The following is a 24,455-nucleotide window of genomic DNA, read 5'->3' on the forward strand; positions in this document are numbered from 1 at the left end:
AAATCGTTTTGTTTGTCAGCAGCAGAGAAACGAGATTATGAAGTCATTTTTAATTTGCGTCAACTACTTTTTTAACGCTTTCTTAAAAATTTCTGCTGAAGTTTTTTTACTGCCTGACTTCAACAACCCTTCAACTTCCCTCTGCTTCGCTCGCAACTTTCGCTCTGTTTTTCACTTCGCTTTGTGCGCCGCGTCAGCAGGGGGCGAACTATAGCAACCCACCATCCTGTGCGCAAGTACTTTTTGAAAAATAATAAGAAATAATTTACGCCTTCCTTGCTCCGTCGCTCCAGGCAAGGCTTTGCCGCTATTTGACGGCGCAGACAATAACCCCAAAGAACAGGGACCGCCCCTTGCGGGGCGGTCCCTGTTCTTTTTTCTTCGCACTGAGACAGCTCTTGCCGCCGGCATTAACCGGTCTTGACCGTCAGCTCGCTCTTCACATCCTTCACTCCATCCACTCCCGCCGCCAACTGCAATGCATGCTGGCCGACCTCGGCGCTGGGTACCGCCCCCTTCAGCGTCACCACGCCATCCTTGGTGGTGACCGTGATCTTCATGGCCGAAACCTGCTTGTCCCCCACCAACACCGCCTTGACCTTGGCGGTAATGACCGAGTCGTCTATATAGGCGCCGGCTTCCTGGCCGTTCTTGGGCGCATCGCCAGCGTCAGCGGCCTGTACCGCCGGCACTGCCGCGGCAGAGGCGGCAAGGAAAGCGGCTGCCAGCAGCCTAGGGACGAATTTGGTCTTTTCCATGATGAGCTCCTTATATAGAGAGATGGGAAAACGGTGGGCGCCCGAAACGACGCCGCCTTCCCCAAGCTCCGCAAGCCCCATGCCACCCATTGGTTTCTTCAGCATTTTCAATGGTTTAGCGAATCTCCCCTATCTACGCATGAGCTCCAGGCCCATCCACATACCGGTTTTCCGTCGCTCCACAGCGACAGGCTGCCCCATCAAAAGAGGCAACCCATTGATTTCCAAAGGATTATGCGTGTCGCTCCGCAATGACACTCTCCTCCCCGCCCCTGAACATGCGCGGATCGAGTCCGTTCTTCTGCAGCAGGCGATAGAACTCCGTGCGATTGCGGTCCGCCAGGCGGGCGGCGTCCGAGACATTGCCATCGGTCAGCTTCAATAGCCGGATCAGGTAGTCCCGCTCGAATTTCTGCTTGGCCTCGGCATAGCGCAGCATGTCCAGCGTCGGCGTGCGCAAGGCGCGCCGCACCAGCGAAGCCGGGATCAGCGGCGCCGTCGACAAGGCGCACACCTGCTCCACCACGTTATAAAGCTGGCGCACATTACCGGGCCAATGCGCCAGGCTCAGCAATTCCAGCGCGTCGGGCGCGAAACCGGTCAGGCGCCGCCCATACCTGGCGGCGACCAGCTTGAGGAAATGGTTGGCCAGCAGCGCGATGTCTTCACGCCGTTCGGCCAGCGCCGGCAGGTGCAGCGCCACCACGTTGAGCCGGTAGTACAGGTCTTCGCGGAACTGCCCTTCGGCCATCGCCGCCTCCAGGTCGCGGTGGGTAGCCGAGATGATGCGCACGTCGATCGCGCTGGGCTGGTTGGCGCCGACCTGGCGCAGCGTCTTTTCCTGCAGCACGCGCAAAAGCTTCACCTGCAAGGGCATCGGCATGTCGCCGATCTCATCCAGGAACAGCGTGCCGCCATCGGCGGCCTGGAACAGCCCTTCCCGGTTGTCCATCGCGCCGGTGAACGCCCCCTTGACGTGGCCGAACAGTTCGGATTCCAGCAGCTGCTCGGGAATGGCGCCGCAATTGACGGCCACAAACGGCTTGTCCGCGCGCTGGCTGGCGCGGTGGATGGCGCGCGCCAGCAGTTCCTTGCCGGTGCCGCTGTCGCCACGGATCAGGATGCTGGCGTCCGAGGCCGCCACCAGCCGCGCCTCGGCCAGCAATGCCGCGACCCGCTGGCTGCGGCTGATCAGGTCGGCCCGCCAGGCCTGGTCTTCCATCTCCAGCGCCGGAGCGGCAAGGCTCAGGGCCTGGGCCACCTTGTCCAGCAGCAGCGCGCCGTCGAACGGCTTGGTCAGGTACGCGAAAGCGCCGCGCGTGGTCGCCTCGACCGCGTCGGGAATGGTGCCATGGGCTGTCAGCAGGATCACCGGCAAGGTCGGATGGCGGCTGCGGATCTCATCGAACAGCGCCAGCCCGTCCATGCCCGGCAAGCGGACGTCGGTGATCACCAGCGACGGCAGCGAGATGGCCAGTTGCGCCAGCGCCGCCTCGGCGCTTGGCGCGGCCACCACGCGATAACCGCTGGCATTGAGGCGCAGCGTCAGCAGGCGCAACAGGTCGGGATCGTCGTCGACCAGCAATAAGGGGGAAGAATGTCCCATCGGGGCTCCTGTTCCTGGAATGGAAACGGGCCCGACGGGGGATGGCGCTGTTACTTGCCGCCGGCCGGCAGGCTCCGTTCTATGTTCTTGAGGGCCTCAAGCTTGTCGTTGAGCTGGTCCACCTTGCGCTGCGCGTCCTTGAGCTGGACGGACGACTTCTCGGCGTTGTCGGCCACGCGGCGCAGGTCGGCGCAATAACCGACCAGCAGTTGGACCAGCGGCTTGAGCTTCCCCGCTTCGACGCTGTTATCGGCCATGACGTTCCACAACTGGGCCTCGGCCTTGGTCAGATCGATGGGATCGCGCGTCATCGACAGCGCCATCGCGCGCCGCACGCTGTTCGAAGGGCCGGCCGGATAGGCATTGATACGCTGCAGTTCGCGCCCCAGCTCGGCCGGCTGCATCTTGCGCAGCGCGGCGTTATACGCCAGCAGCTCATCAATGCTGCTGGCCGAATACACCAGCTTGATATTGGAGGTCGGCGCATCCGGCGGCGAAACGCACGCCGCCAGCAACAGGCAACCGACCAGCAGCAGGATGTTATTTTTCATCTGGCAACTCGATTCTGAAATGCGCCCCGCCCTCGGAGGTCATCAATTGCACATGGCCGCCGTGCGCCTGCACATATTCGCGCACCACCGACAGGCCGATGCCATTGCCGCGGCGCGCCCCGCTAGGCTGGTGCAGGCCCTGGTAAAACGGCTCGAAGATCCGGCCGGCGTCGGTCGGCGCCACGCCGGGGCCCTGGTCGACGCATTCTATGCGCACCATGCCCGGCGCATCCGTCAGCAAGAAGCGCACGAAGCCGCCTTTCGGACTGAAGCGCACCGCGTTCGACAACAGGTTGCCGAGCACGATGGCCATCTTTTCCGGATCGACCACCACCGTGCGCGCGGCGCCTTCGATCTCCACCTTCAGCTCGCGCGCCAGCCATTGCAGGCGCTGGTCGTCGATCACCTTGTGCAGCAGCGCCCGCAGGTCGACCGGCACCGGCTGGATATGCTGGGCATCGAAGGCCACCTCGTTATAGCGCAGCAAATCCTCGATCTGGGTCTGCAGCGCCTGCGTATTCTGGCGCAGGATGCGGGCGATCTCGCGCTGGTTGTCGGAAAGCTGGCCGGCCACGCCGTCGTCCAGCAAGGCGGCGCCTTCGCACAGGGCCGACAGCGGCGTCTTCAGCTCGTGCGACACATGGCGCAGGAAACGCGACTTCTCCGCCTCCAGGTCGGCCAGGCGCCGGCGCAGCCAGTCCAGCTGCTGGCCCAGGCGGCGGATATCGGCCGGCCCCTGCACCTCGATGCGCTGGTCGAAACGGTTATCGCCCAGGCGGCCGATGGCATGTTCCAGCTGCGCCAGCGGGCGCGACAGCCACAGGCCGAAGCCAAACGCCAGCAGCACCGCCAGCACGATGGCGCCGACCACCTGCAGCGTCAGCATCCGGCGCTGCTGCTCCAGCGCCGCCGACAGCGCATTGTTGCGGCGCTCGACCTCCAGCCGGCTCTCCTGCGACATGCGCTCGTTCAAGGCCGGCAGGCGGGCGAAATCCTGGAACATCTTCAACTGTTCCGACTTGTCCTTGCGTTCTTCGGAATCCAGCACGGCCGCGGCTTCGTCGGCATACGCGCCCCACTGGCTGAAAATGTCGCGCGGCGCCATCGGCAGCGAACCGGACAGCTCGCCCAGCGCTTGCCGGGCCTGGTCGCGCGCCTCCATGAAACGGTCGCGGAAAGCCGCATCGTCCAGCACCAGGTATTGGCGCGCGCTGCGCTCCATCGCCACGGTGCGCTCGGCCAGGCGCCGCGCGGCCTCGGTCAGTTGCACCGCCTGGCGCGCCGTGTCGCTGCTGTTGGTGGCCATGCGGTCCAGCGTCAGCAGCGCATGGATCGAAGTGCCGCTCAACAAGGCGGCGATCAGCAGGAACGCCGCCAGCAGCAACTGCCGGAAAGACAATCCAAGATAGCCCTGCCTGGCGGCGGGCTGTCTTACTAAATCAGGCGTGTGCTCGATGACGTTCTGCATGCGATGGATCTCGGGTCTTCACAAGATTGTCGGTGTCTCCTGGCGGCCGGGCCTGCGGGCAAACCTGCCCAAGGCCGTTCCGGGAACCGTACCGATATGCTTTCGGAATAAGCAAGGTGCAACGCTCAGGAAATCGCGCGGTCCCACAGCCTACATCGTCGCGCTCTTTTGTTTGTTATCGGTCGACGACTGGCCGCAGGAAAACCTGACGCGGGTTCCCTATTGTAATCAAGATGAGCTTGCTAGAAAAATTTCCAGGCATTGCCATATCGACAATGCCTTCGCGTCAATGCAACCGGCGACGTCCCCGGACCATCAAGCCTGCGGGCCGACGAAGTCCAGCAGCGTCAGCGCCATCACCTTGGTCGCCTTCTTCAGGTCTTCCAGCGCCAGGTTCTCGTCGGCCTGCTTGGCGTTGGATTCCATCAGCGTGCGCGGGCCGGCGCCGAACAGCACCACCGGGATGCCATGCTCGCCATACAGGCGGGCGTCGGTATAGAGCGCCGAACCGTTGGTGGTCAGGGTCTCGCCCATCACTTCCTGCGCGTTGCGCAGCAGGCTGTCGACCAGCTTCTCGTGGCCCGGCAGCGGACGCAGCGCGCGCGCCAGCAGCAGGCGGCGGATCTCGACGCGAATACCGGGCAGGCCGGCCACCGCATCCTCGATCAGCTTGCGCACGCCGGCTTCGACCTGCGCCGGATCCTCTTCCGGAATCATGCGGCGATCCATCTTCAGCACCACCTTGCCCGGCACCACGTTGGTATTGGTGCCGCCGTCGATGCGGCCGACGATCATGGTCGGATGGCTGATGCCGGGAATGGCAGAACGGATTTCCTTCAGGCCCGGCACCGCCGCATAGATGGCATTGAGGATGGCGGTGGCCGCCTGCAAGGCGTCGTGGCCGGTTTCGGGCATGGAGCCGTGGGTCGCCTTGCCGTGCACGGTGACTTCAAACTGCAGGCAGGCATTGTGGGCGGTGACGACGTTGTAGCTGAAACCGGCGGCGATCACGAAGTCCGGCTTGGTCAGTTTCTGCTCCAGCAGCCAGCCCGGGCCGAGCAGGCCGCCGAATTCTTCATCGTAGGTGAAATGCAGTTCCAGCGCGCCGCGCAAATCGGCGCCCAGCGCCTCCAGCGCGCGCACCGCAAATATATAGCTGGCGAAGTCGCTCTTGGACACTGCCGCCGCGCGGCCGTAGATGCGGCCGCCGTCGATCTCGCCGCCGTAGGGATCGTGCTTCCATCCTTCTCCCGGCGGCACCACGTCGCCGTGGGCATTGAGCGCCACGGTCGGCCCGCCGGCGCCATACGGGCGGCGCACGATCAGGTTGGTCACGCTCTGCATGCCGTAGTCGGCCACCTGCTGCTGCGGCACCGCATGTTTCTCCGCGTTCCAGCCCCAGGCCTTGACCAGCTCGGCCACCGCATCCGCGTGGGGCGCATTGTTGCCGGGCGGGGTATCGGTGGGAATACGGATGAGCTGCTGCAGGACGCCGACTTCCTCATCGAAATGCTGGTCGATCCATGCGCACAGGCGCTGCGACAACTGGTTCTTGGACATGCTTGGCCACTCCATCATCAAACGCGCCGGCCGCGCCGGCGCAAGCCGCCATCATAGCGCACCGTTACGGCCCCGGACACCGCCGCCAGCAAACCGCCGGTTTCCCCGCTATCATTAACTGCCCCTCATCCGAGGCCGGCCCTTTACAAATAAACGACGGACCTTGCCGCCGGCAAGCGTACCGCCCCTCACCCGCCAAACACATGTCATCGTTGCCCCCCTCCAGCGGCGCCGCCAAACCCGCCCCCCACCTGGTCACCGCCGGCGAAGGCCTGCCACCTGAACAACGCGGGCGCGCCATCCTGACGCTGCTGATCGCCGTCGGCCTGGCCACGCTGGACACCGCCATCGCCAACACCGCCCTGCCCGCCATGGCGATCGACCTCAACACCACCCCGGCGGCCTCGGTCTGGATCGTCACCGCTTACCAGTTGGCCATGATGGTGTCGCTGCTGCCGCTGGCGGCGCTGGGCGAAATCATCGGCTACCGCCGCATCTACGTCTGGGGACTTGTACTGTTTACCGCCGCCTCGCTGCTATGCGCGGTCGCCTGGTCGCTGCCCACGCTGGTAGTGGCGCGCTTCCTGCAAGGGCTGGGCGGGGCCGGGATCATGAGCGTCAATACCGCGCTGATCCGCTTCATCTACCCCACCCGCTCGCTGGGCCGGGGCGTCGGCCTGAACACGCTGATCGTGGCGATCTCCTTCACCATCGGCCCCAGCGTCGCCTCCGGCATCCTCGCCATCGCGCCGTGGCCGTGGCTGTTCGCGGTCAACGTGCCGCTGGGCGTCATCGCCGTCGTGCTGGCGCTGCCCTCGCTGCCGCATACCGCGCTGTCCAGGCATGCCTTCGACATGCGCAGCGCGCTGCTCAACGCCGCCGCCTTCGGCCTGCTGATCCTGGCCATCGGCGAAGGCGCGCACCAGGCCGCGGCCAGCGTGGTCGGCCTGGAACTGGCGGCGGCCATCGTCTGCGGCCTGTTCCTGCTGCGCCGGGAAGCGGCGCATCCGGCGCCGATGCTGCCGGTCGACCTGTTCCGCCACCCGATGTTCTCGCTGTCGGCGGTGACCGCCGTGTGCTCATTCGCCGCGCAAGGCCTGGCCTTCGTCTCGCTGCCGTTCTTCTTCCACCACGACCTCGGCCGCAGCCAGGTCGACATCGGCCTGCTGATGACGCCGTGGCCGGTGGCCGTGGCCATCATGGCGCCGATCGCCGGCCGCCTGTCCGACCACTACCCGGCCGGCATCCTCGGCGGCTTCGGCCTGGCGCTGCTGTGCGCCGGCCTGCTGTCGATGACCTTCATGCCGGCCGCGCCCAGCGTCTGGGACATCACCTGGCGCATGCTGTTGTGCGGCATGGGCTTCGGCTTCTTCCAGTCGCCCAACCTGAAGGCGCTGATGACCAGCGCGCCGCCGCACCGCAGCGGCGGCGCTTCCGGCATCGTCGCCACGGCGCGCCTGCTGGGCCAAAGCATAGGCGCGGCGCTGGTGGCGCTGTGCTTCAACTTGTCGGAAAGCCAGGGATCGCGCTTCGCGCTGGGCTGCGGCGCCGCCTTCGCCGGCGTCGCCTGCCTGGCGAGCTTCCTGCGCCTGCTGACCAGGAACCCGTACGCGCCGCCGCTGAAGAAATAAACGGCGCGGTAAAAACAAAACGCCGGGGCCAAATGGACCCGGCGTTTTTGTTTGCGGCCTGTCCGCGCTCAGTCGCGTTGCGTGAAAGCCGCGGTCGAAGCCAGTTCGTTGAGCAGCGCCACGGTGGCGCAATTGGAGACCAGGTAAGGGTTCAGTTCGCCGCACACCGAGTACTTCAGCAACAGCGAGCGGTTGACCTTGTCCAGCCGGATCTTGCCCATGGTCCACGAGGCATACTGCCGCTCGTCGATCGACTCATACCCCAACAGGACCAGATCGTGATGGCGCTCGTCGCGCTGCAACTGGCCATACATCTGGTTCACCTGGTCGCGGCCGCCCTCCAGCACCTGCACGAAGATGTTATCGCTGTAGCACAGCGCGCCGGTAATCCCCTTGGGAGGATTGTTCTTGCGCGCGCTGGCCAGGATGGCCTCGACAATCTCATGGGAAATCGGGTCGCGCGCGCGGCTTGCGTAAATCAAACGAACCAGCATGATTAACCTCGTTGACGTTGGGAAATCAGCGCCAGGAATTCGCGCCGCAGGTTGGCGTCGCGCAGGAAGGAACCGCGCATGACGCTGTTGATCATCTTCGACTCCATGTCCTTCACGCCGCGCCAGTGCATGCAGAAGTGGTCGGCCTCCATGACGATGGCCAGGCCGTCCGGCTGCAGCTTCTGCATCAGCAGGTCGGCCGCCTGCGACACCGCCTCTTCCTGGATCTGCGGGCGGCTCATCACCCATTCCAGCAGGCGCGCGTACTTCGACAGGCCGATCAGGTTGGAATGCTCGTTGGGCATCACGCCCACCCATACCTTGCCCATGATCGGGCACAGGTGGTGCGAGCAGGCGCTGCGCACGGTAATGGGGCCGACGATCATCAGCTCGTTCAGGCGTTCGATATTGGGAAACTCGGTCACCGGCGGCGGCGCCTGGTAGCGTCCGCGGAAGACCTCGTTGAGATACATCTTGGCCACGCGCTTGGCCGTGTCCTGGGTATTGTGGTCGCTCTCGACGTCGATCACCAGGCTTTCCAGCACCGCCGCCAGCTTGCCCTGCACTTCGGCCTGCAGTTGCTCAAGCTCGCCTTCCTCGATGAAGGCCGCGATGTTGTCGTTGGCATGGAAGCGCACGCCGGCCGCCTTGATGCGGTCGCGGATGCGCGCCGAAACGAGCTGGTCATGAACGCTCGGCGCGCCGGGCTGGTTTTTTTCTGTTGCCATGGTGGGATGCAGACGCCGCGAACGGCCTCTTCGGTATCGGTAAACAGCTGCCATTATGCCCCGAAAAGACGCATCGCAGCGGGCTTGGCGCCGTTCCCTGCCCCACCGGGCCGACACGCTCAGAAAGTTTGCCAGTCGTCTTGCGCGATACGTCCCGAGGCCGGTGCGGCAAGCGGCAACGCCGCCACCGGAGCCAGTGGCATGAGCCGCGTCCCCGCATCCAGCCTGAAAACGCCTACCAGCTGGCGCAGGTTCTGCGACTGGTCCTGCAGCGATTGCGCGGCGGCGGCAGCCTGCTCCACCAAGGCCGCGTTCTGCTGCGTGGCCTCGTCCATGTGGGTGATGGCCTGGTTGACCTGCTCGATCCCGGCGCGCTGCTCCTGGGTGGCGTCGCTGATCTCACCGACGATGCCGGACACGCGCCTGACGCTGGCGACCACCTCATCCATGGTCGAACCGGCCTCCAGCACCAGGCGGCCGCCGGCGTCCACCTTGGCCACGGAATCATCGATCAGCTCCTTGATCTCCTTGGCGGCGGTCGCCGAACGCTGCGCCAGCGAGCGCACTTCCGACGCCACCACGGCGAAGCCGCGGCCCTGCTCGCCGGCGCGCGCGGCCTCCACCGCCGCGTTCAACGCCAGGATATTGGTCTGGAACGCAATGCCGTCGATCACGCCGATGATGTCGACGATGCGCCGCGACGCTTCGCTGATGCCGTTCATGGTGGACACCACCTGCTGCACCACTGCACCGCTGTGGGAGGCGACATCCGACGCGCTGGCCGCCAGCTGATTGGCCTGCTGCGCGTTCTCGGCGTTCTGGCGCACGGTCGAGGTAAGCTCCTCCATCGCCGCCGCGGTCTCTTCCAGCGAGCTCGCCTGCTGCTCGGTGCGCGCGGACAGGTCGAGGTTGCCGCCGGCGATCTCAGCCGAAGCCGTGGCAATGGTCTCGGCGCCGCCGCGCACTTCGGCGACGATGCGGGTGAGGCTGCCGTTCATCTGGCTCAGTGCCTCCAGCAGCTGGCCGATCTCGTCGCGCGCGCCGGGCTCGATGCGGCTGCACAGGTTGCCGCCGGCGACCTGCTGCGCCACCTCCACCGCGTGGCGCACCGGGCGCGTGATGGAGCGCGTGGTCCAAACCGCGAAGCCGCCGCCCAATAGCACTGCCAGCGCCGCGATGGACAGCATAATCAGAGTTTTGCTGCGGTATTGGTCGGCCGCTTCCTGGCTGCTGCGCTCCATCATCATCGAACCGACCGCGATATAGCCCTTGACGCGGGCGATGTACTTTTCCTGGTCTTCCCGCAACGTGGTCAGCAGCAGTTGCGAAGCCTCCATGGTGGCGCCGGTGGAGGCCAGCTTCAGGTATTGCTGCTGGTCTTCCCGGTACTTGGCCCGCAGCGCGGCGATCTCGGCGAAGGACTTGCGGCCCTGGTCGCTGGAAAGGCGCTCCTGCAGCTTGCCCAGGTCGTCGGTAATGGCCTTCTCGCCCTCATCGACCAGCCTGATCTCCTCCAGCAACCTGGCATGATCATCGAGCAGCAGCAGGTTGCGCATCGTGCTGGCGTTCTCACTGATCTTGAGCAGCACGTCATTGGCCAGCAACACCTGCGGATAACGGTCCTTGACGATGCGCTGGGTGCCCTGGTGCAAGGTATCGAGGCTTCCGATGCCCAGCGCGGTGACGCCCGCCAGCAGCGCCAACACCAGGCCGAATCCCAGTCCCAGCCGGGCGCCCAGTTTGAGGTTTGCGATCATGAAGTACTCCGCATGCGAACCGCGGCCGGCGCGACGCATGCCGGCCACGACAATGATTCATGGAAAAAACGGCGGAGGGAAAATGCTCTCCCCCCGCCCAAGGCACTACGCACTGCCACCCCGCTCCAGGGATGGCAGAGGTAAAACAAGACTATTCGCGAAAGGATGCGCGAGCCATCAGAACGAGTGGTGCATGCCGATGGTGGTGACGAGCTGGCCTTGCCCGCCGGACACGCCGGTGGAACCCGAGGCGCCGGTACCGTTCATGACCGCGAAGCGCGCGTCGCCGCCGGCGCGCTGGTAAGCGGCCTGCACATACCACTGCGTGCGCTTGGAGAAGTCATGCACATGCGACAGGCTGAAAGTGTTCCAGCGCGCCCCTTCCAGCTTGGACAGGCCGTAACCGAAGTTGATGGTGTCCAGCGTGGCGTAGCGCCATGCCGCCCCCAGGTCCAGGTTCTTCTGCTTGGGCGAAACGCCGGTAGGCAGGTCCAGCTTGACCTGGGTATAGGCGGCGTTCATGCGCACGCTGCCGAGGGTGTAGCCGATGCCTCCGGCGTAGGTGGTCAGGCTGTTGAATACAGTGCCGGCGTTACCCAGGCCGACACTGCTGAGAAAAGTACCGGCATAACCGGCGGCGCGGTCGTTCAGCTTGGAATACGCCAGCGCCGCGCGCAATGGGCCATTGCCATAAGTGACGCCGGCGCTGATGTTGCGGCTTTTGCTATTGTCGCCCGCCACTTCGCCGAAGCCGTACATCAGGCTGCCCTGGAAACCGCCGGCCGTCGGCGAGGTATAGCGCACCGCGTTGTCGAACTGGTAGGTGTTGGCCAGGCTGTCGAGGTTGCCCGGGTGGAACAGGTACCAGTTGGTCAGCTGGAAACCGTTGGACAGCTTGCCGACATAATCGAACACCACGTCCGGCATGTGGCCCAGGGTCACCGCGCCGAAGTCGCCGGACAGCCCGATGGTGCTGTAGCGGTTGAACAGCTTGGACGAGTTGGGCACGCTGCCGGTATCGGTATAAAAGCCCCCTTCCAACTGGAAGTTGGCCTTCAGATTGCCGCCCAAGTCCTCGGTACCGCGAAAACCGATACGGTCGGGCTGCATGGTGCCCTGGTCCAGGCGCGACACCGAACTGCCGCCGAGGTTGTTGATGTAGGCCACGCCAGCGTCGAGGCTGCCGTAGATGGTGACGCTGCTCTGCGCAAAAGCGCCTGCCGAGAGACAGGATGCCGCTGCGGCAATCATTAACTTCTTCATTAAACTCCCCTTCAACGAAGTACCAACATGCGCGGCACAAGCCGCATTCACTCACTGCTTCCATTCGCCCTGTGCGAAAGGAAGGTGACCCTGCCGGCGTCCTGCCGCTGTACGCTGGCCTTGCCGGGTGGCGCGTGATCGGGCGATTTTTGTCTCACCTATGGATCAACGTTCCACTAAATTCATCAGGCTCAAAAAAATGCCCGACGCATCTGCGCGGGCATCGGCGTCGAGCGCGCCTTGCTAGAGATCCAGCACCAGGCGTTGGCCCTTGCAACCGGACACGCACACCATCATGGTCTTGCCGGCGGCACGCTCCGACTTGCTGAGCACACCGTCGCGATGGTCCAGTTCGCCTTCGATCACCTTGGTTTCGCACGCGCCGCACACGCCCTCGCGGCAGCTATGGTCGACGCTGATGCCGGCATCCAGCAGCGCGTCCAGCAACGACTTGCCGGCCGGCACCGTGACGCTGCTCTTGCTGCGCGCCAGTTCGGCGACATAGCTGCCGCTTTGTATCGGTGCCACCTTCTCGGCGGCGAAACGTTCGATATGCACGTTAGGCAAGCCCAGTTCTTCGCAGATCGATTCGAAGGCGTTCAACATCGGCGTCGGGCCGCAGCAATAGAAGTGCGCGTCCTTCGGTCTGGCGGCCAGGAAGCCGCGCAGGTCGGGCGGCGCGCCGGCCTCGTCGTCGAAGTGGCTGGCCACGCCCGGCTGCCCCAGCAGCTCGGCGGTGAAGGCCGCTTCCTTGCGCGAGCGCGCGCAATAGAACAATTCGACGGATTTGCCCTGCCGCACAAGATGCCCGTACATGCAGGAGATCGGCGTAATGCCGATGCCGCCGGCGATCAGCACCGAATGCGCCGCGGATTCATCGAGCGGAAAATTGTTGCGCGGCTCGGAGATGGTGATCAGCGACCCGACGCGCAATTGCTCGTGCACGTAGCGCGAACCGCCGCGGCTGTTGCGGTCGTTGAGCACGCCGACCACATAGCGGTGGCGCTCGGCGGGAGAATTCGACAGCGAGTAGCTGCGCACGATGCCGTTGGGCAGGTGCAGGTCGACGTGGGCGCCGGCCGCGAAAGGCGGCAGCTCGCCCCCCTCGGGCTGGCGCAGCTCGATGCTGACCACGCCCTGCGCTTCGAAGCGCATGGCCTGGACCCGGACTGAAATAGTTGGACTGCTCATGGATGCCACTTCCAGATAAAGAACTTCAGGAAACCACTTCTTGTATCGACCGCTGCAGGTCGACGCCCAGCCGCGCAAAGGCGTCGATCTCGACAACCAGCTCCGGAAACACCAGGCCGCTGACCTCGACCAGCGTCGAGCATGGATACGGCGCCCGGAAGAAATCGCGGCGCGCGCGCCCGACCTCGTCCTTGTCGCCGATGTCCTTCACGTAGATCACCAGCTTGTAGATGCTGCCGACGCTGCCGCCGGCGGCCTCCACCAGGTCGCGCACCTTGCCCAGCACCACCAGCGTCTGCTCATAGGCGCCAAGCTTGTTTTCGCGCGAGGCGGGATGCGCGGTCATGCCGGACATGACGATCTCGTCGCCGATCACCAGGCAGTTCGACCAGGTGGCCGTGGCCGGCTCGGTCACCCTGGCGCTCTTGACGCGGCGCACCACGCCCGGCTCCATCGGCGCGTTCATGCCGCCTTGGCTGCCGCTTTGGCCGCGGCCCGCTCTTCTTCGCGCGCGATCTGCTCCTTGGCCAGGCCGCGCATATGGCGGCGCAGGCGCACGATGCCCATGTCATGCTGGTACAGCATCTCGCGCTGGTTGGCGTCCGGCTCCATCAGCTCCAGCACCACGCGGTCTTGTTCCAGCACGTTCCAGTGGCGCGCTTCCAGGCGGTTGCGGTACAGGAAACGCCAGGTGTCCTTCTGCCAGCCGCTCAGCTTGCGGCAACGCCAGTGGAATACAGCGGCGACGTTGTCGACGATGGGGGTGTAGCTGCCGATGATCACGAAGCTGCCGCCGGGGCCGCCGGTCTTCGGATAGGGAATCGCCAGGCGCATCCAGTGCAGGCCGGTGTCGCCCCATTCGGTCCAGTCGAAGTTGACGTCGCGCTGGCCTTCCTTCTCGAACACGAAGCCGATGTCGGTCTCTCGAATGCCGAAGCTGGCCGTGTTGTCGCCCTCGGCCATCGAGTGCGACTGCTTGTGCAGGAAAGTGCCGTGCATCGGGTCCATCACGTTGTCCAGCACATAGCGATAATCGCCCTTCCATTCGGTGTAGCACAGGAAGTTGGAATACTCGGGGCTGGTCAGTTCTTCCGGCAGGCGCAGCGGCGGCGGCGTGTCAACGTCTTCCAGGCTGTTGTAGAGGAAGATGGCGCCGGCCGCCTCGGTCACGTGGAAGCGGCGGGTGGCCTTGGCGCCTTCCAGCTTGCAGCCAGGGCTGCCGGGCACGCTGGTGACCACGCCGTCGAAGCGCACCTGCACGCCGTGGTAGCCGCAGGCGATGCGGTCGCCCATGGGGATGCCCATGGACAGCGGCGCGCCGCGGTGCGGGCAATGGTCTTCAAGCGCGTGCAATGTGCCGGAAGGTTCGCGCCACAGCACGAGCTTCTTGCCCAGGCGGCGCAGCGAGACGGGCTTCTCGGCCACGAACTCGGACGGGCAGATCGGGTACCACAAGTCTTTCAGGCCGACGGCGAGTACGGCGTCGACGGGATCATTGGCTGTCGTTCTCATTTCTGGTCTCTCCTGTTGGCTGGCACGGGCGGCGCATTGCTCACGCGGCCAGGCGGGCGATTTCTTCCTGGTAGTTCTGTTCGGTCCACACGCCGCCGTTGTAGGGGCAGCTCGGCCCGGTGCGGTTCAGGTGCGCCACCAGGGCACCCAGTTCATGCACGCCGGCGGCGTAGGCGCGCTCGATGGAGTCGCCCAGCAGGTCTTCGTACTGGGTCGGCGGGCGGCGGCGTGCCTGGTGCGGATTGAGATAAACGTCTGTGACTGTTGCAACCATCATTGGCCTCCATTTCTGACGCGCTCGCGGATGCGCTCGCGCACGGGAACAAAATCGTAGGTGGGGTAGCACTCGGTGCGGAACACGCCCCAGGCCGAGCGTTCGAGCTCGACGTTGACCAGCGGCAGCAGCGCCGGCGGCAGCTCCAGGGTGACGATCTGGCCCAGGCCCATGGCCACGGTCCAGGACACCACGCGCGTGCCTTCGACGGGAAAACGCTCCCACCAGTCCACCTTCTTCATGTGCGACTGGATGTCTTCCAGGTTCTTGGACTGGTCATGCTTCAACACGATGGTCAGCAGCATGGTGTCCGCTTGCTTCTCTTGGCTCATGTCGGCTCCGGCGCTTCAGGCGGTCTCGACTTCCGGTTCCGGCTGCAGCGGCACCTTCCAGGCGTCGTAGCCGTATACCCAATCGGCGTTGCCGCCTTCGCGCAGCCAGTTGTTGCCGCGCGAACCGATCTGTATCTTCGAGGCGCGCGCCATGCGCAGCTGCTGGTAGGCCTGCAAGGAACCTGCCACCTCCTCCAGCGTCGAGACAGCGGCCAGGCAGCGCGCCAGCACCACCGCGTCTTCGATGGCCATGCCGGCGCCCTGCGCCATGAAAGGCATCATCGGGTGGCAGGCGTCGCCCAGCAGTGCCATGTTGCCCTTGGCCCAGGCCGGCAGCGGATCGCGCTCGTACAGCGCGGTCTTCAACACCTCGTCGCAAGCGTCCAGCAGCGCGGTGGCGTCGGGATGGAAACCGGCGTAGCTGTCGCGCAGCTCCTGCACGCTGCCCGGCGTGGTCCACGATTCGAGATGCCAGCTCTCCTGCGCGGTGGTGGCGAAGATGAAGATGTCTTCGCCGCGGTTGAGCGGGAAAGTCACGATCTGGCTTTCCGGATTCGGCCCCCACCACTTGGTGAAAGCCTGCAGGTTGGGTACGCCTGCCACCTTCTCGGCCGGCACCACGGCGCGGAACGCCACCACGCCGGTGAAGCGCGGGCTCTCGGCGCCGAACATGGCGGTGCGCACGGCGGAATGGATGCCGTCGCCGCCGATCAGCACGTCGACGCGGTCGCTGCTGCCGTCGGTGAAATACAGGGTGACGCCGTCGGCCTGTTCGTCGATCTTCTCGGCGCGCTTGGCGAAACGCACCTGTTCCAGCGGGAACACATCGGCCAGCGCCGCCAGCAGGTCGGCGCGATGGATGGTCAGTTGCGGCGCGCCGTACTTTTGCTCGGCGGTGTCGCCCATGGCCAGGCGCGAAGTTTCCTCACCGGTATCCCAGGTACGGCTGATGCGGTGGGTCGGGCGCGCGGCGGTCTTGCGCACGGCGTCACCGATGCCCAACCCGTCCAGCGCGCGCACCGCGTTGGGCGTGAGATTGATGTCCGCGCCCACGCGCAGAAATTGCTTGGACTGCTCATACACGACCACCTCGTGGCCGGCGCGGTGCAGGGCGATGGCGGCGGTCAAACCGCCGATGCCCGCACCCAGGATTCCGATCTTGAAGGACATATGTTTTCCTCTGCTGAATGAAATTATTTACCGCTCGGCGCGCGATCGGTCAGGAACTTGCCGCTCGGGCCCTGCGCGTTCTTCTGGCGGCGCGTGTTGCCGTCGATGCCGCCGTCGATGGCCCATTCGGCGAACACCGTCGGGCCCGGCTCGAACTCGCGCGGCTCCCAGTGTTCGTCGAGCTGGTCTTCATCGGCGTAGTACTCGATCAGGCCGCCGGCCGGGTTCTTGAAGTACCAGAAGTAGGCCGAAGAGATCGGATGGCGGCCAGGGCCGAGCTGGGTATCCCAGCCGCTGCGCGACATGTGCATGCCGCCGCCGAACACTTCATGGATGTCGCGCACGGTGAAGGCCACATGGTTCAGGCCCGAGCGCGCTTCCGGCGGCTGCAGCAGGAAGATGTCGTGATGCCCGCCGACGTCGGCGCAGCGCAGGAAGGCGCCGCGTTCCGGATAACGGTCGGAGGGGACGAAGCCGAAGTTCTCGCAATAGAACTTCTCGCAAGCCTTCACGTCCTTGACGAAGAACACCACATGGCCGACCTCGATCGGCGCGGCGCGCTCGTAGACCGGGCTGCGCTCGTTGATGCGGTTCTTCTCGTTCCAGGTGTTCATGCGCGCGCATTCGACCTTGACGTCGCGCTTGACCGAGACCTGGAAACGCACCGCCAGGCCGTTGGGATCGGTACAACCGACACGCTTGCCGTCATTGACGTAGCCCGGCAGCTGGCTGATGCGGCCGGCGAATTTGTCCAGCACCGCCTGCGAAGACACTCCCCACACCACTTCGCGCAGTGTCGGGCCGGCTTCGATGGCCGGCGGCAGGCCGGGATCGGCGCTGTCGCGCACGATCACGCGGCAGCCGTTCTGCGATTCGAACACCAGGCCGGCGGCGCTGTCCTGCGCCAGCGTCATGCCCCAGTCGAGGAAGAACTGGCGGCACTTCGGCAAGTCGTCCGCGCCGTAGGTGATTTCGTCGATACCCAATACGTCCATGTGCTTCTCCTGATCCTTGTTCATTGCCGGGCGGCTCAGCCGGCCCACGGCAGCGGCTGTTCGTTCAAGCCCCAGTACATGGCCTTCTGCTCCATGTACTGAAGGATGCCCAGCCGGCCCTTCTCGCGCCCCAGGCCGCTGTCGCGCCAGCCGCCGAACGGGGTCGAGATCGAAAACTGCTTGTAGGTGTTGATCCAGACGTTGCCGGCCTGCACCGCGCGGCCGAAGCGCCATGCCTTCTTGTAGTCGCGCGTCCAGATGCCGGCGGCCAGCGCGTACACGCTGTCGTTGGCCTGCTCGATCAACGTCTCTTCATTGTCGAAGGGCATGGCCACCAGCACCGGGCCGAAAATCTCTTCCTGGCAGATGCGCTGGTCGTTGGTCACGCCTTCGATGATGGTCGGGTTGTAGTAGTAGCCGCGCTCGAAAGCGGCGCCTTGCGGACGCGTGCCGCCGGTACGAATGCGGCCGCCGTCGGTAATGCCGATGTCGACGTAGCGCTCGATGCCCTCGCGGTGGCGCGCGGTGATCAGCGGCCCCATCTGGGTGCGTTCGTCGGCCGGGTCGCCCACGCGCAATGCCGCGGCGCCTGCGGCCAGGCGTTCCATGAAGCCGTCATAGATGGCGCGGGCGACGAACAGGCGCGAACCGGCGATGCAGGATTCTCCCGAGCTGCTGAAGATGCCGTACAACACGCCTGCCACCGCATGGTCGATGTCGGCATCCTCGAACACCATGGTGGGCGACTTGCCGCCCAGCTCCAGCGAGACCGGCATCATCTTGTCGGCGGCGATGTGGGCGATATGCTTGCCGGTAGTGGTGCCGCCGGTGAAGGAGACGCGCTTGACCAGCGGATGCAGGGTGATGGCGTCGCCGATCACCGAACCCTTGCCCGGCAGCACGCTGACCAGGCCCGCCGGCACGCCGGCTTCGATGCAGATCTTCGCCAGTTCCAGCGCGGCCAGCGGCGTGACTTCGGCCGGCTTGACCACCACCGCGTTGCCGGCGGCCAGGGCCGGCGCCATCTTCTGCGCTTCGCTGGCGATCGGCGAATTCCACGGCGTGATCGCGGCCACCACGCCCATGGGTTCGTAGACGCTCATGGTGAGGTTGTCGCCGCGCATGGGCGTAATCGTTTCCTCCAGGGTTTCGCAGGCGGCGGCGAAGAACTGGAAGGTGCCGGCGGCGCTGGCCACCAGGTTGCGCGTCTCGGAAATCGGTTTGCCGTTGTCCAGGCGCTGCAGCTGGGCCAGCTCCTCGCCGCGTTCGCGGATCAGCTGGGCAACGCGGTACAGCACGGCGGCGCGCTCGTGCGGCTTCCGCTGCGCCCAGCCGCTGGTGCGGAAGGCATGGTCGGCGCCGGCGATGGCTTCCTCGACGTCGGCCACGCTGGCCGCGTTGAGGTGCGCTACCGCTTCGCCGGTGGCCGGGTACAGCGTGGCGTAGCGGTCGCCGCCGCCGAGGCGCCATTGTCCGGCGACGCAGATGGGCAAGGTTTCGTTCAGGTTCATCATGTCCGGTTCAACTCAATCAGATCGACAGCGCATGGGCGCGATTTCCCAGCGCGCGCACCACGCTGTAGACGGTCAGCGCCGAGGTCTTGGGATTGGCCGCCAGCGGCTTGCCGCGCATGGTCAGCTCAAAGCCGCCGAAGGCGCCGCGCGCTTCCACGTGGTGCACGTTCTCGGTCACGCCCGGGTCGGCGTACAGGCGTACCTTGGTCTGGTCCAGCCCCAGGCCGGCCAGCGACAGCGTGGCGGCAACGTTGGCGTTCTTCGGGTACAGGCGCGCGGCCTCGCGCGCGCTGCCCTCGAAGATCACCGTGGCCTCCGCCAGCGCATCCAGGTCGAAAGCGCCGTCGGCCGGGGTGTCCTTCCAGGCCCGCGGCGGCTTGCGGCCGGTGTAGACCACCGATTCCAGGCCGCCGACCTTGGCCGCGGCCAGCGCATCGATGGCGCCGATGGCGCCCGACAGCAGTTGCACCTGGGTCTTGCCGGTGCGGGCGGCGGCTTCCAGCTTCTCCACCAGGCCCGGCTCGGACAGCGCGCCGATCGACACCACCATGCAGGCAATGCCCCGCTCCAGCGCCGGGATGATGTGCTCGCCGATGGCCTGGTGGCCGGCGCATTCGATCAGCAGGTCGGGGCGTTCTTCACCCAGCCGCGAGACCACCCTGGCCGCCGGCGCCAGCGAAGACACCACGCCGCGCGCGTTGTCCATGTGCGCCTCGGGCACCACCACCATGTCGAAGGCGACCTCGGGATCGCTCTTGAGAATCTCCATCACACCCGCGCCAATGGCGCCGCAACCGATCATCGATACGTGCAACATGGCGGCTCCTCAGGCTGCGGTGGCGGCCTCGACCGCAGCTGCGGCGGCCTTTTCCTTGCCGTTTACCGGCGGGCCGGCGAAGGCGGTCTTGAAGCTGCCGATCGAGAGCATGTCGATCTCCAGCAGGAACGGGCCCGGCTGCGACAGCGCCTCGCCCAGGCCGGCGGCGACGTCGGCCAGGTTGGAGACGCGCTTGTGGCGCAGCTTGAGCGCCGAGGACAGCTCGGCATAATCGGGCGTGTGCAGGTCGACGTAGTGGCGGCGCCCGCCGTATTGCACGTCCTGGATGTTCTTGATGACGCCGTAGCCCTTGTCGTTCATCAGCACGATGACCATGTCGGCCTGCTCCTGCACCGCGGTGGCCAGTTCGCCCAGGTTCAGGATGAAGCCGCCGTCTCCGGCCAGCGTGAAAGTCTTCTTGCCCGACTGCGTGACGGCCGCGCCGACCGCGGCGCCAATGCCCATCGCCAGGCCCTGGCCGATGCCGCCGCCCAGCGCATGCACGCCGGCGCGCGGGTCGAAGATGCGCAGGTAGCGGTTGCCCCAGGTGCTGTTGGAGACGGTGACGTCGCGCACCCAGTTGAATTCGCGGCCGGCGGCCTTTTGCAATTGCTCGACCAGCGCGCTGTAGGGACCGAGGCCGTCGACCAGTCCGCTGACGGCGGTATCGCGCGCCTTCTTCAGGTCATCCATGAAAGCCGGGGCGACCTTGATGCGGCCGAGGCGGTCGGCCAGGCCTTCCAGCACCAGCGCGGAGTCGCCGCAGACGAAATAGTCGCTGGTATAGCAGCGGCCTTCGGCGGCCGGATCGGCGTCGACGCGGTACAGCGGGCGCGGCAGCTTGAGTTCGTACTTCAGGGTTTCATTGCCGCGCAGGCGCGAACCGACCACCAGCATGGCGTCGCAGCTCTGGTAGAAATTCTCGACCGGCTTGTGCAGATTGAAGGCGCCCAGCGAGCGCGGATCGTCCTCGGCCACGATGCCGCGGCCCTGGGTGCTGGTGACCACGCCAAAGCCGAGGTCCATCAGGCGTTGCACCTGCGCGCCGGCATGGCGCGCGCCGCCGCCCAGCCACAGCAGCGGGCGCTTGGCCTTGAGCAGGCGCTCGGCCAGCTCGTCCAGCGCGCGCGCCGAGGGCACGTTCTGCGGGATCGCCAGCGGCTGCAGGTCGGTCGGCTCGGGGATCAGCGCGGCCTGGATGTCGATCGGGATCTCTACCGACACCGGCCCCATCGGCGGCGTCAGCGCGGTCTGCACGGCCAGCTTGATGGTGCTCAGCGCGGTCTCGACGCTGCGGATGCGGAAGGCAGCCTTGGAGATCGCCTTGAGCATGGCCAGCTGGTCCGGCGCTTCGTGGATGTAGGCCAGGCTCTGGTCGAGGTAAGGCGTTTCGATCTGGCCGGTCAGGTGCAGCAGCGGCGTGCCGGCGGTCAGGGCTTCGACCATGGCGCCGGCGGCATTGCCGGCGGCGGTGCCGGTCGAGGTCAGGCACACGCCCAGGCCGCCGGTGGTGCGGGCATAGGAGTCGGCCATGTTGGCGCCGCCGGCCTCGCCGCGCGCCGGGATGAAGCGGATCTTGCCGCGCTCGCCGAAGGCATCGAGGATGGGCATGTTGTGGATCGAAATCACGCCGAACGCCGCCTTGACGCCGCACTGTTCGAGGAAAGCCGCGATGGCGCAGCCGACGGTTACTTGCTTGGTGGTATTAGGCATGGCGGGAAAGTCCTCCTGAAACATCGATATGGCTGCCTGTTGTGTACGAGGAAAGCGGCGTGGCGAGGAACACGATCGCGCGCGCGGCTTCCTGGGGAAGGCCGAGACGGCCGAGTTGGATATTCTTTTTCTGCGCCAGCGCAGCGGTCCATTGCTGCCAGTCCTGGCCTTGCTGTTCGGGCGGGCGCGCATCGAAGCGGCGGCGCCACTGGCCGGATTCGACCAGCCCGATCAGGATGCCGTTGACGCGCACCCGTGGCGCATCGCCCTTGGCGAATTCGGTGGCCAGCGAGCGCACCAGGTTGTGCACGCCGGCGCGGGCGGCGGAGGTCGCCACCATGTGCGGCTCGGGCTGGGTCGCCAGGAGCGAATTGACGCACACGATGGCGGCGTCGCCGTGTTCGGCGCTGGTCTTTTGCAACTGCGGCAGGAAGGCGCGGGTCGGGTAGATCACCGAGAAGAATTTCAGGCGCAGTTCCTCGCTCCAGGCTTCGTCGGCAGTGTCGGCGAAGGTGGAGACGCGGCCCTGGCCGGCGTTGTTGACCAGCATGGCGACCGTGCCAAGCTCGCGCTCGACGGCGGCGGCGAAGGCTTGCACCTGTTCCTGCGACAGCACGTCGCAGGTAGCGGTGTACAGGCGGGCCTGCGGGAAGCGTCCGCGCAGCGCGGCCTCGGCCTGCTGCAGGCGGGCGGCGTCGCGGCCGCAGAAGGCGACAGCGGCGCCGGCCTCCAGCAGCAGCTCGACGGTGGCAAGGCCGATACCCGACGAACCGCCGGTGACCACCGCCACCTTGCCCTGGAGTGAAGTCATCGCTGCGTTCATCGCCATCAGCTCCGCCACATGTTGATGACCTTGCCGTCAGACTGCTCTGGCGAATGGTCGAGCAGGCGCGACAGCTCGGCCGCGGTCTCGCGCACGCGCGCCACGATGCCGTCCAGCTGGCCGGCGTCGATATGCGGCGACGGGATGGTGGCGCCCAGGGCGGCCACCACCAGGCCGGAGTGGTCGCGCACCGGCGCGGCCACGGTGGAGATGCTGGTCTCGAAGAAACCTTCCTGCAGCACGAAGCCGCGTTCCTTGTCCGCCTGCACCATGTCGAACAGTTCGACCACGGTCTTGGGCGTATTGCTGGAGAAGACTTCCAGGTGCTCTTCCGGATACAGTTCGCGCAGCTGCGGCAGGCTCAGGTCTTCCAGCAGCACGCGGCCCAGCACGGTGGCGTGCGCCGGCAGGCGGGTGCCGACGTTGACGTGGCTGGTGAAGGCGGTCTGGGTGACCGACTTGGCGACGTAGACGATGGAACGGCCGTCGCGCACCACCAGGTTGCAGGAGTAGCCGATTTCATTGCGCAGGCGGTCCAGCAGCGGGCGGCCGATCTCGGTCAGCTCCAGCGAGGCCAGGTATTCGAAGCCCAGGCGCAGCACCGCCATGCCGAGGCGGTATTCGCGCCCGCCGTCGGTGCGTTCGACGAAACCCATGCGCTCCAGCGTAGCCAACAGGCGGAACACGGTCGAGCGCGGCACGTCGAGGCGGCGCGCCAGTTCCGGCGCGCCCAGGGTCTTGTCCTGGCGGCTGAATTCGCACAGCAGGCGCAGGCCGCGCTCCAGGCCGGGAACGGAGTACTTGTCTTGCGATTCTTCTTCTGGCAGCACTGGCTTGTTCATGGTTTTATGTGGTTCAGTTCTGGTTGGGTTGGGCGGATTGCTCGCGGATCATCTCCGCGAACGCCGCCGGTTGCTCGATATAACAGGCGTGGCCGGCGGCCTCCACCAATTTGAAGGGCACATCAAACTTCCTGGCCAGCCCTTCGCTGGCCTCGGGTGTGGTCACCACGTCGAGCGCGCCGCAGGCCACCGACACGCCGCGCATCGGCGCCGCGCCGAGATAAGCGCCGATATCGTCGCCGCACAGCAGGTGCACCGCCTGGGTATAGCCGGCCGGGTCCAGCCATTGCATGTTCCAGCTAACCCAGTCGTGTTGCGCCTGGCCGGCGTGTTCCGAGAGCAGGCGCGAACGCTTGCGCGCCATGCCGTCGATGCCCAGCGTGCGCAGCGCGCCCAGGCGCTCCTGCTCCACCTCGCGTGCGCGCTCGCGCTTGTCCGCGGCGCCGTAGCCCTGGGCCGGGTCGGCCAGCAGGACGCGGCGCGCCCGGCCATCGCCGCCGGCCAGGTAGGCGGCGGCCATCAGGGCGCCCAGCGAATGGCCGACCAGCACGCAGTCGGCGACATCCAGTGCCTGCAGCATCTGCTGCAGGCGCGCGGCATAGTCGGATGCCCGGGGCCTCGTCATCGGCAACGGCGTCGAACGGCCGTAGCCGGGCGCGTTCCAGGCGATCACGCGGGCGCCTTCCTCCAGCTTGAGCGCGCACTGCAGCCAGGATGCGGCTCCCGAGCTGATCCCGTGCAGCAGCACCACCGCGGGCCCCGTGCCGCAGCTGCGGTAGGAGACCACGCCGCTGCCGACCTCGACGGTACGTTCGGCGAAACGGCCTTCCAGCAGCGCGAGCTGGTCCTTGAGCTCATCGGCGCAGTTGGCGGCAACGGGTGCGTTCATGGCTGGAGCTTTCCCTGCGTTCAGCGCTTGATCGACGCCAGCGGATGTTCCGGCGGATAGGTCGGGGTGATGGGCTTCTTGGAACCCAGCATCACGCACATCAGCGCATCTTCGTCGCCGATGTTGATTTCCTCGCGGTACACGCCGGGAGGCACCGAGACCACGTCGCGGTCGGTCAGGATGGTTTCGAAACGCTCGCCATCCTTCTCCAGCACCAGCTTCAATTTGCCGCGCATGACGAAGAACACTTCCTCGACGTCGATGTGCAGGTGCGGCGGGCCTTCGTGGCCGGCCGGGATGATCATGGTGGAGAAGGTGAAATGCTCGGACGGGATGACGTTGGCGTCATGCGCCACGCCGGTGCCGCCGGTGCCGATGTAGCGCATCTGGGCGCGGCGGAACTTGGGGTCGTAGTCGGACTGGAACTTCAGCGCGTCCCAGTCGTACTTGCGGGTGGACAGGCGCGCCACGCGCGACTCCATCCAGTCGGCGAAGCTGGCGCCTTCGGGGCGGTCCCAGCTGCGGGCGATGTTTTCTTGTTCGGACATGTCGGTCATGCTGTTCTCC

At 65.9% G+C, this 24,455-nt stretch carries 25 protein-coding genes; 2 read left to right on the plus strand and 23 right to left on the minus strand.

The genetic code is table 11. The annotated features are described in order from the left end of the window. On the plus strand, positions 1-214 hold a 214-nt coding region (locus J7548_RS13695), incomplete at its 5' end, for a hypothetical protein (RefSeq protein WP_290975171.1). Between the two features lie 196 nt (positions 215-410). Here J7548_RS13695 and J7548_RS13700 read toward each other — a convergent pair. The 5 genes from J7548_RS13700 to J7548_RS13720 all read right to left on the minus strand — a co-directional run bounded on the left by J7548_RS13700 (position 411) and on the right by J7548_RS13720 (position 5,943). Then, the gene (locus J7548_RS13700) at positions 411-758 is read right to left on the minus strand and encodes a BON domain-containing protein (protein WP_290975172.1); all 348 of its coding nucleotides are present in this window, start codon (positions 756-758) and stop codon (positions 411-413) included. 232 nt (positions 759-990) lie between these two features. Beyond that, positions 991-2,364 (minus strand): sigma 54-interacting transcriptional regulator, encoded by a 1,374-nt coding sequence (locus J7548_RS13705; protein ID WP_290975173.1) that lies wholly within the window; start codon positions 2,362-2,364, stop codon positions 991-993. A gap of 50 nt (positions 2,365-2,414) precedes the next feature. Continuing rightward, complete coding sequence (locus tag J7548_RS13710) at positions 2,415-2,915, minus strand: hypothetical protein (protein ID WP_290975174.1); 501 nt, start codon at positions 2,913-2,915, stop codon at positions 2,415-2,417. Next, complete coding sequence (locus tag J7548_RS13715) at positions 2,905-4,383, minus strand: HAMP domain-containing sensor histidine kinase (RefSeq protein ID WP_290975175.1); 1,479 nt, start codon at positions 4,381-4,383, stop codon at positions 2,905-2,907. Before J7548_RS13715 ends, J7548_RS13710 begins: the two co-directional genes overlap by 11 nt. A 315-nt stretch (positions 4,384-4,698) precedes the next feature. Next, positions 4,699-5,943: an ArgE/DapE family deacylase gene (locus J7548_RS13720; RefSeq protein WP_290975176.1), complete on the minus strand. Its 1,245-nt coding sequence runs from the start codon at positions 5,941-5,943 to the stop codon at positions 4,699-4,701. A gap of 203 nt (positions 5,944-6,146) precedes the next feature. Between J7548_RS13720 and J7548_RS13725 the strand changes: the two genes are divergently transcribed. Continuing rightward, positions 6,147-7,574: an MFS transporter gene (locus tag J7548_RS13725; RefSeq protein ID WP_290975177.1), complete on the plus strand. Its 1,428-nt coding sequence runs from the start codon at positions 6,147-6,149 to the stop codon at positions 7,572-7,574. Between the two features lie 68 nt (positions 7,575-7,642). On the opposite strand, the gene J7548_RS13730 is transcribed toward J7548_RS13725, so the two are convergent. The 18 genes from J7548_RS13730 to J7548_RS13815 form a co-directional block, all read right to left on the minus strand. Further along, positions 7,643-8,068 (minus strand): BLUF domain-containing protein, encoded by a 426-nt coding sequence (locus tag J7548_RS13730; RefSeq protein WP_290975178.1) that lies wholly within the window; start codon positions 8,066-8,068, stop codon positions 7,643-7,645. A 2-nt stretch (positions 8,069-8,070) separates the two neighbouring features. Beyond that, positions 8,071-8,796 carry a GTP cyclohydrolase I gene (folE, locus tag J7548_RS13735; protein WP_290975179.1) on the minus strand — a complete coding sequence of 242 codons (726 nt, stop codon included), beginning with the start codon at positions 8,794-8,796 and terminating at the stop codon, positions 8,071-8,073. Positions 8,797-8,915: 119 nt separating this feature from the next. Further along, on the minus strand, positions 8,916-10,553 hold the full coding sequence (locus J7548_RS13740) for a methyl-accepting chemotaxis protein (RefSeq protein ID WP_290975180.1): 1,638 nt from the start codon (positions 10,551-10,553) through the stop codon (positions 8,916-8,918). A gap of 177 nt (positions 10,554-10,730) precedes the next feature. Then, positions 10,731-11,804, minus strand: coding sequence for a porin (locus tag J7548_RS13745; RefSeq protein ID WP_366005545.1), 1,074 nt, complete (start codon positions 11,802-11,804; stop codon positions 10,731-10,733). A gap of 255 nt (positions 11,805-12,059) precedes the next feature. Further along, positions 12,060-13,007, minus strand: a complete 948-nt coding sequence (locus J7548_RS13750; protein ID WP_290975182.1) for a PDR/VanB family oxidoreductase — start codon at positions 13,005-13,007, stop codon at positions 12,060-12,062. A gap of 25 nt (positions 13,008-13,032) precedes the next feature. Next, on the minus strand, positions 13,033-13,473 hold the full coding sequence (locus J7548_RS13755; RefSeq protein WP_290975183.1) for a RidA family protein: 441 nt from the start codon (positions 13,471-13,473) through the stop codon (positions 13,033-13,035). Further along, the gene (locus J7548_RS13760) at positions 13,470-14,519 is read right to left on the minus strand and encodes an aromatic ring-hydroxylating dioxygenase subunit alpha (protein ID WP_290975184.1); all 1,050 of its coding nucleotides are present in this window, start codon (positions 14,517-14,519) and stop codon (positions 13,470-13,472) included. The genes J7548_RS13755 and J7548_RS13760 overlap by 4 nt, the downstream gene beginning before the upstream one ends. 40 nt (positions 14,520-14,559) lie before the next feature. After that, positions 14,560-14,793: a recombinase-like helix-turn-helix domain-containing protein gene (locus J7548_RS13765; RefSeq protein ID WP_290975585.1), complete on the minus strand. Its 234-nt coding sequence runs from the start codon at positions 14,791-14,793 to the stop codon at positions 14,560-14,562. Then, positions 14,793-15,125, minus strand: a complete 333-nt coding sequence (locus J7548_RS13770) for a hypothetical protein (protein WP_290975185.1) — start codon at positions 15,123-15,125, stop codon at positions 14,793-14,795. The genes J7548_RS13765 and J7548_RS13770 overlap by 1 nt, the downstream gene beginning before the upstream one ends. Before the next feature lie 15 nt (positions 15,126-15,140). Then, positions 15,141-16,295 (minus strand): FAD-dependent monooxygenase, encoded by a 1,155-nt coding sequence (locus J7548_RS13775; RefSeq protein WP_290975186.1) that lies wholly within the window; start codon positions 16,293-16,295, stop codon positions 15,141-15,143. Positions 16,296-16,318: 23 nt separating this feature from the next. Further along, positions 16,319-17,290 carry a VOC family protein gene (locus J7548_RS13780; protein ID WP_290975187.1) on the minus strand — a complete coding sequence of 324 codons (972 nt, stop codon included), beginning with the start codon at positions 17,288-17,290 and terminating at the stop codon, positions 16,319-16,321. Between the two features lie 35 nt (positions 17,291-17,325). Further along, entirely contained in the window at positions 17,326-18,801 is a 1,476-nt protein-coding gene (locus J7548_RS13785) for an aldehyde dehydrogenase (protein ID WP_290975587.1), read from the minus strand. A gap of 19 nt (positions 18,802-18,820) precedes the next feature. Then, entirely contained in the window at positions 18,821-19,621 is an 801-nt protein-coding gene (locus tag J7548_RS13790) for an aspartate dehydrogenase (protein ID WP_290975188.1), read from the minus strand. A gap of 9 nt (positions 19,622-19,630) precedes the next feature. After that, positions 19,631-21,334 carry a thiamine pyrophosphate-binding protein gene (locus J7548_RS13795; protein ID WP_290975189.1) on the minus strand — a complete coding sequence of 568 codons (1,704 nt, stop codon included), beginning with the start codon at positions 21,332-21,334 and terminating at the stop codon, positions 19,631-19,633. Continuing rightward, positions 21,327-22,145 (minus strand): SDR family oxidoreductase, encoded by an 819-nt coding sequence (locus tag J7548_RS13800; protein WP_290975190.1) that lies wholly within the window; start codon positions 22,143-22,145, stop codon positions 21,327-21,329. Before J7548_RS13800 ends, J7548_RS13795 begins: the two co-directional genes overlap by 8 nt. Before the next feature lie 17 nt (positions 22,146-22,162). Beyond that, on the minus strand, positions 22,163-22,999 hold the full coding sequence (locus J7548_RS13805; RefSeq protein ID WP_290975191.1) for an IclR family transcriptional regulator: 837 nt from the start codon (positions 22,997-22,999) through the stop codon (positions 22,163-22,165). Positions 23,000-23,012: 13 nt separating this feature from the next. Further along, positions 23,013-23,888 (minus strand): alpha/beta hydrolase, encoded by an 876-nt coding sequence (locus J7548_RS13810; protein WP_290975192.1) that lies wholly within the window; start codon positions 23,886-23,888, stop codon positions 23,013-23,015. A 20-nt stretch (positions 23,889-23,908) separates the two neighbouring features. Then, positions 23,909-24,445, minus strand: a complete 537-nt coding sequence (locus tag J7548_RS13815) for a cupin domain-containing protein (protein ID WP_290975193.1) — start codon at positions 24,443-24,445, stop codon at positions 23,909-23,911. Between the last annotated feature and the right edge of the window lie 10 nt (positions 24,446-24,455).

The organism is Herbaspirillum sp. (assembly GCF_017744395.1).
Taxonomy (GTDB): Bacteria; Pseudomonadota; Gammaproteobacteria; order Burkholderiales; family Burkholderiaceae_D; genus Herbaspirillum.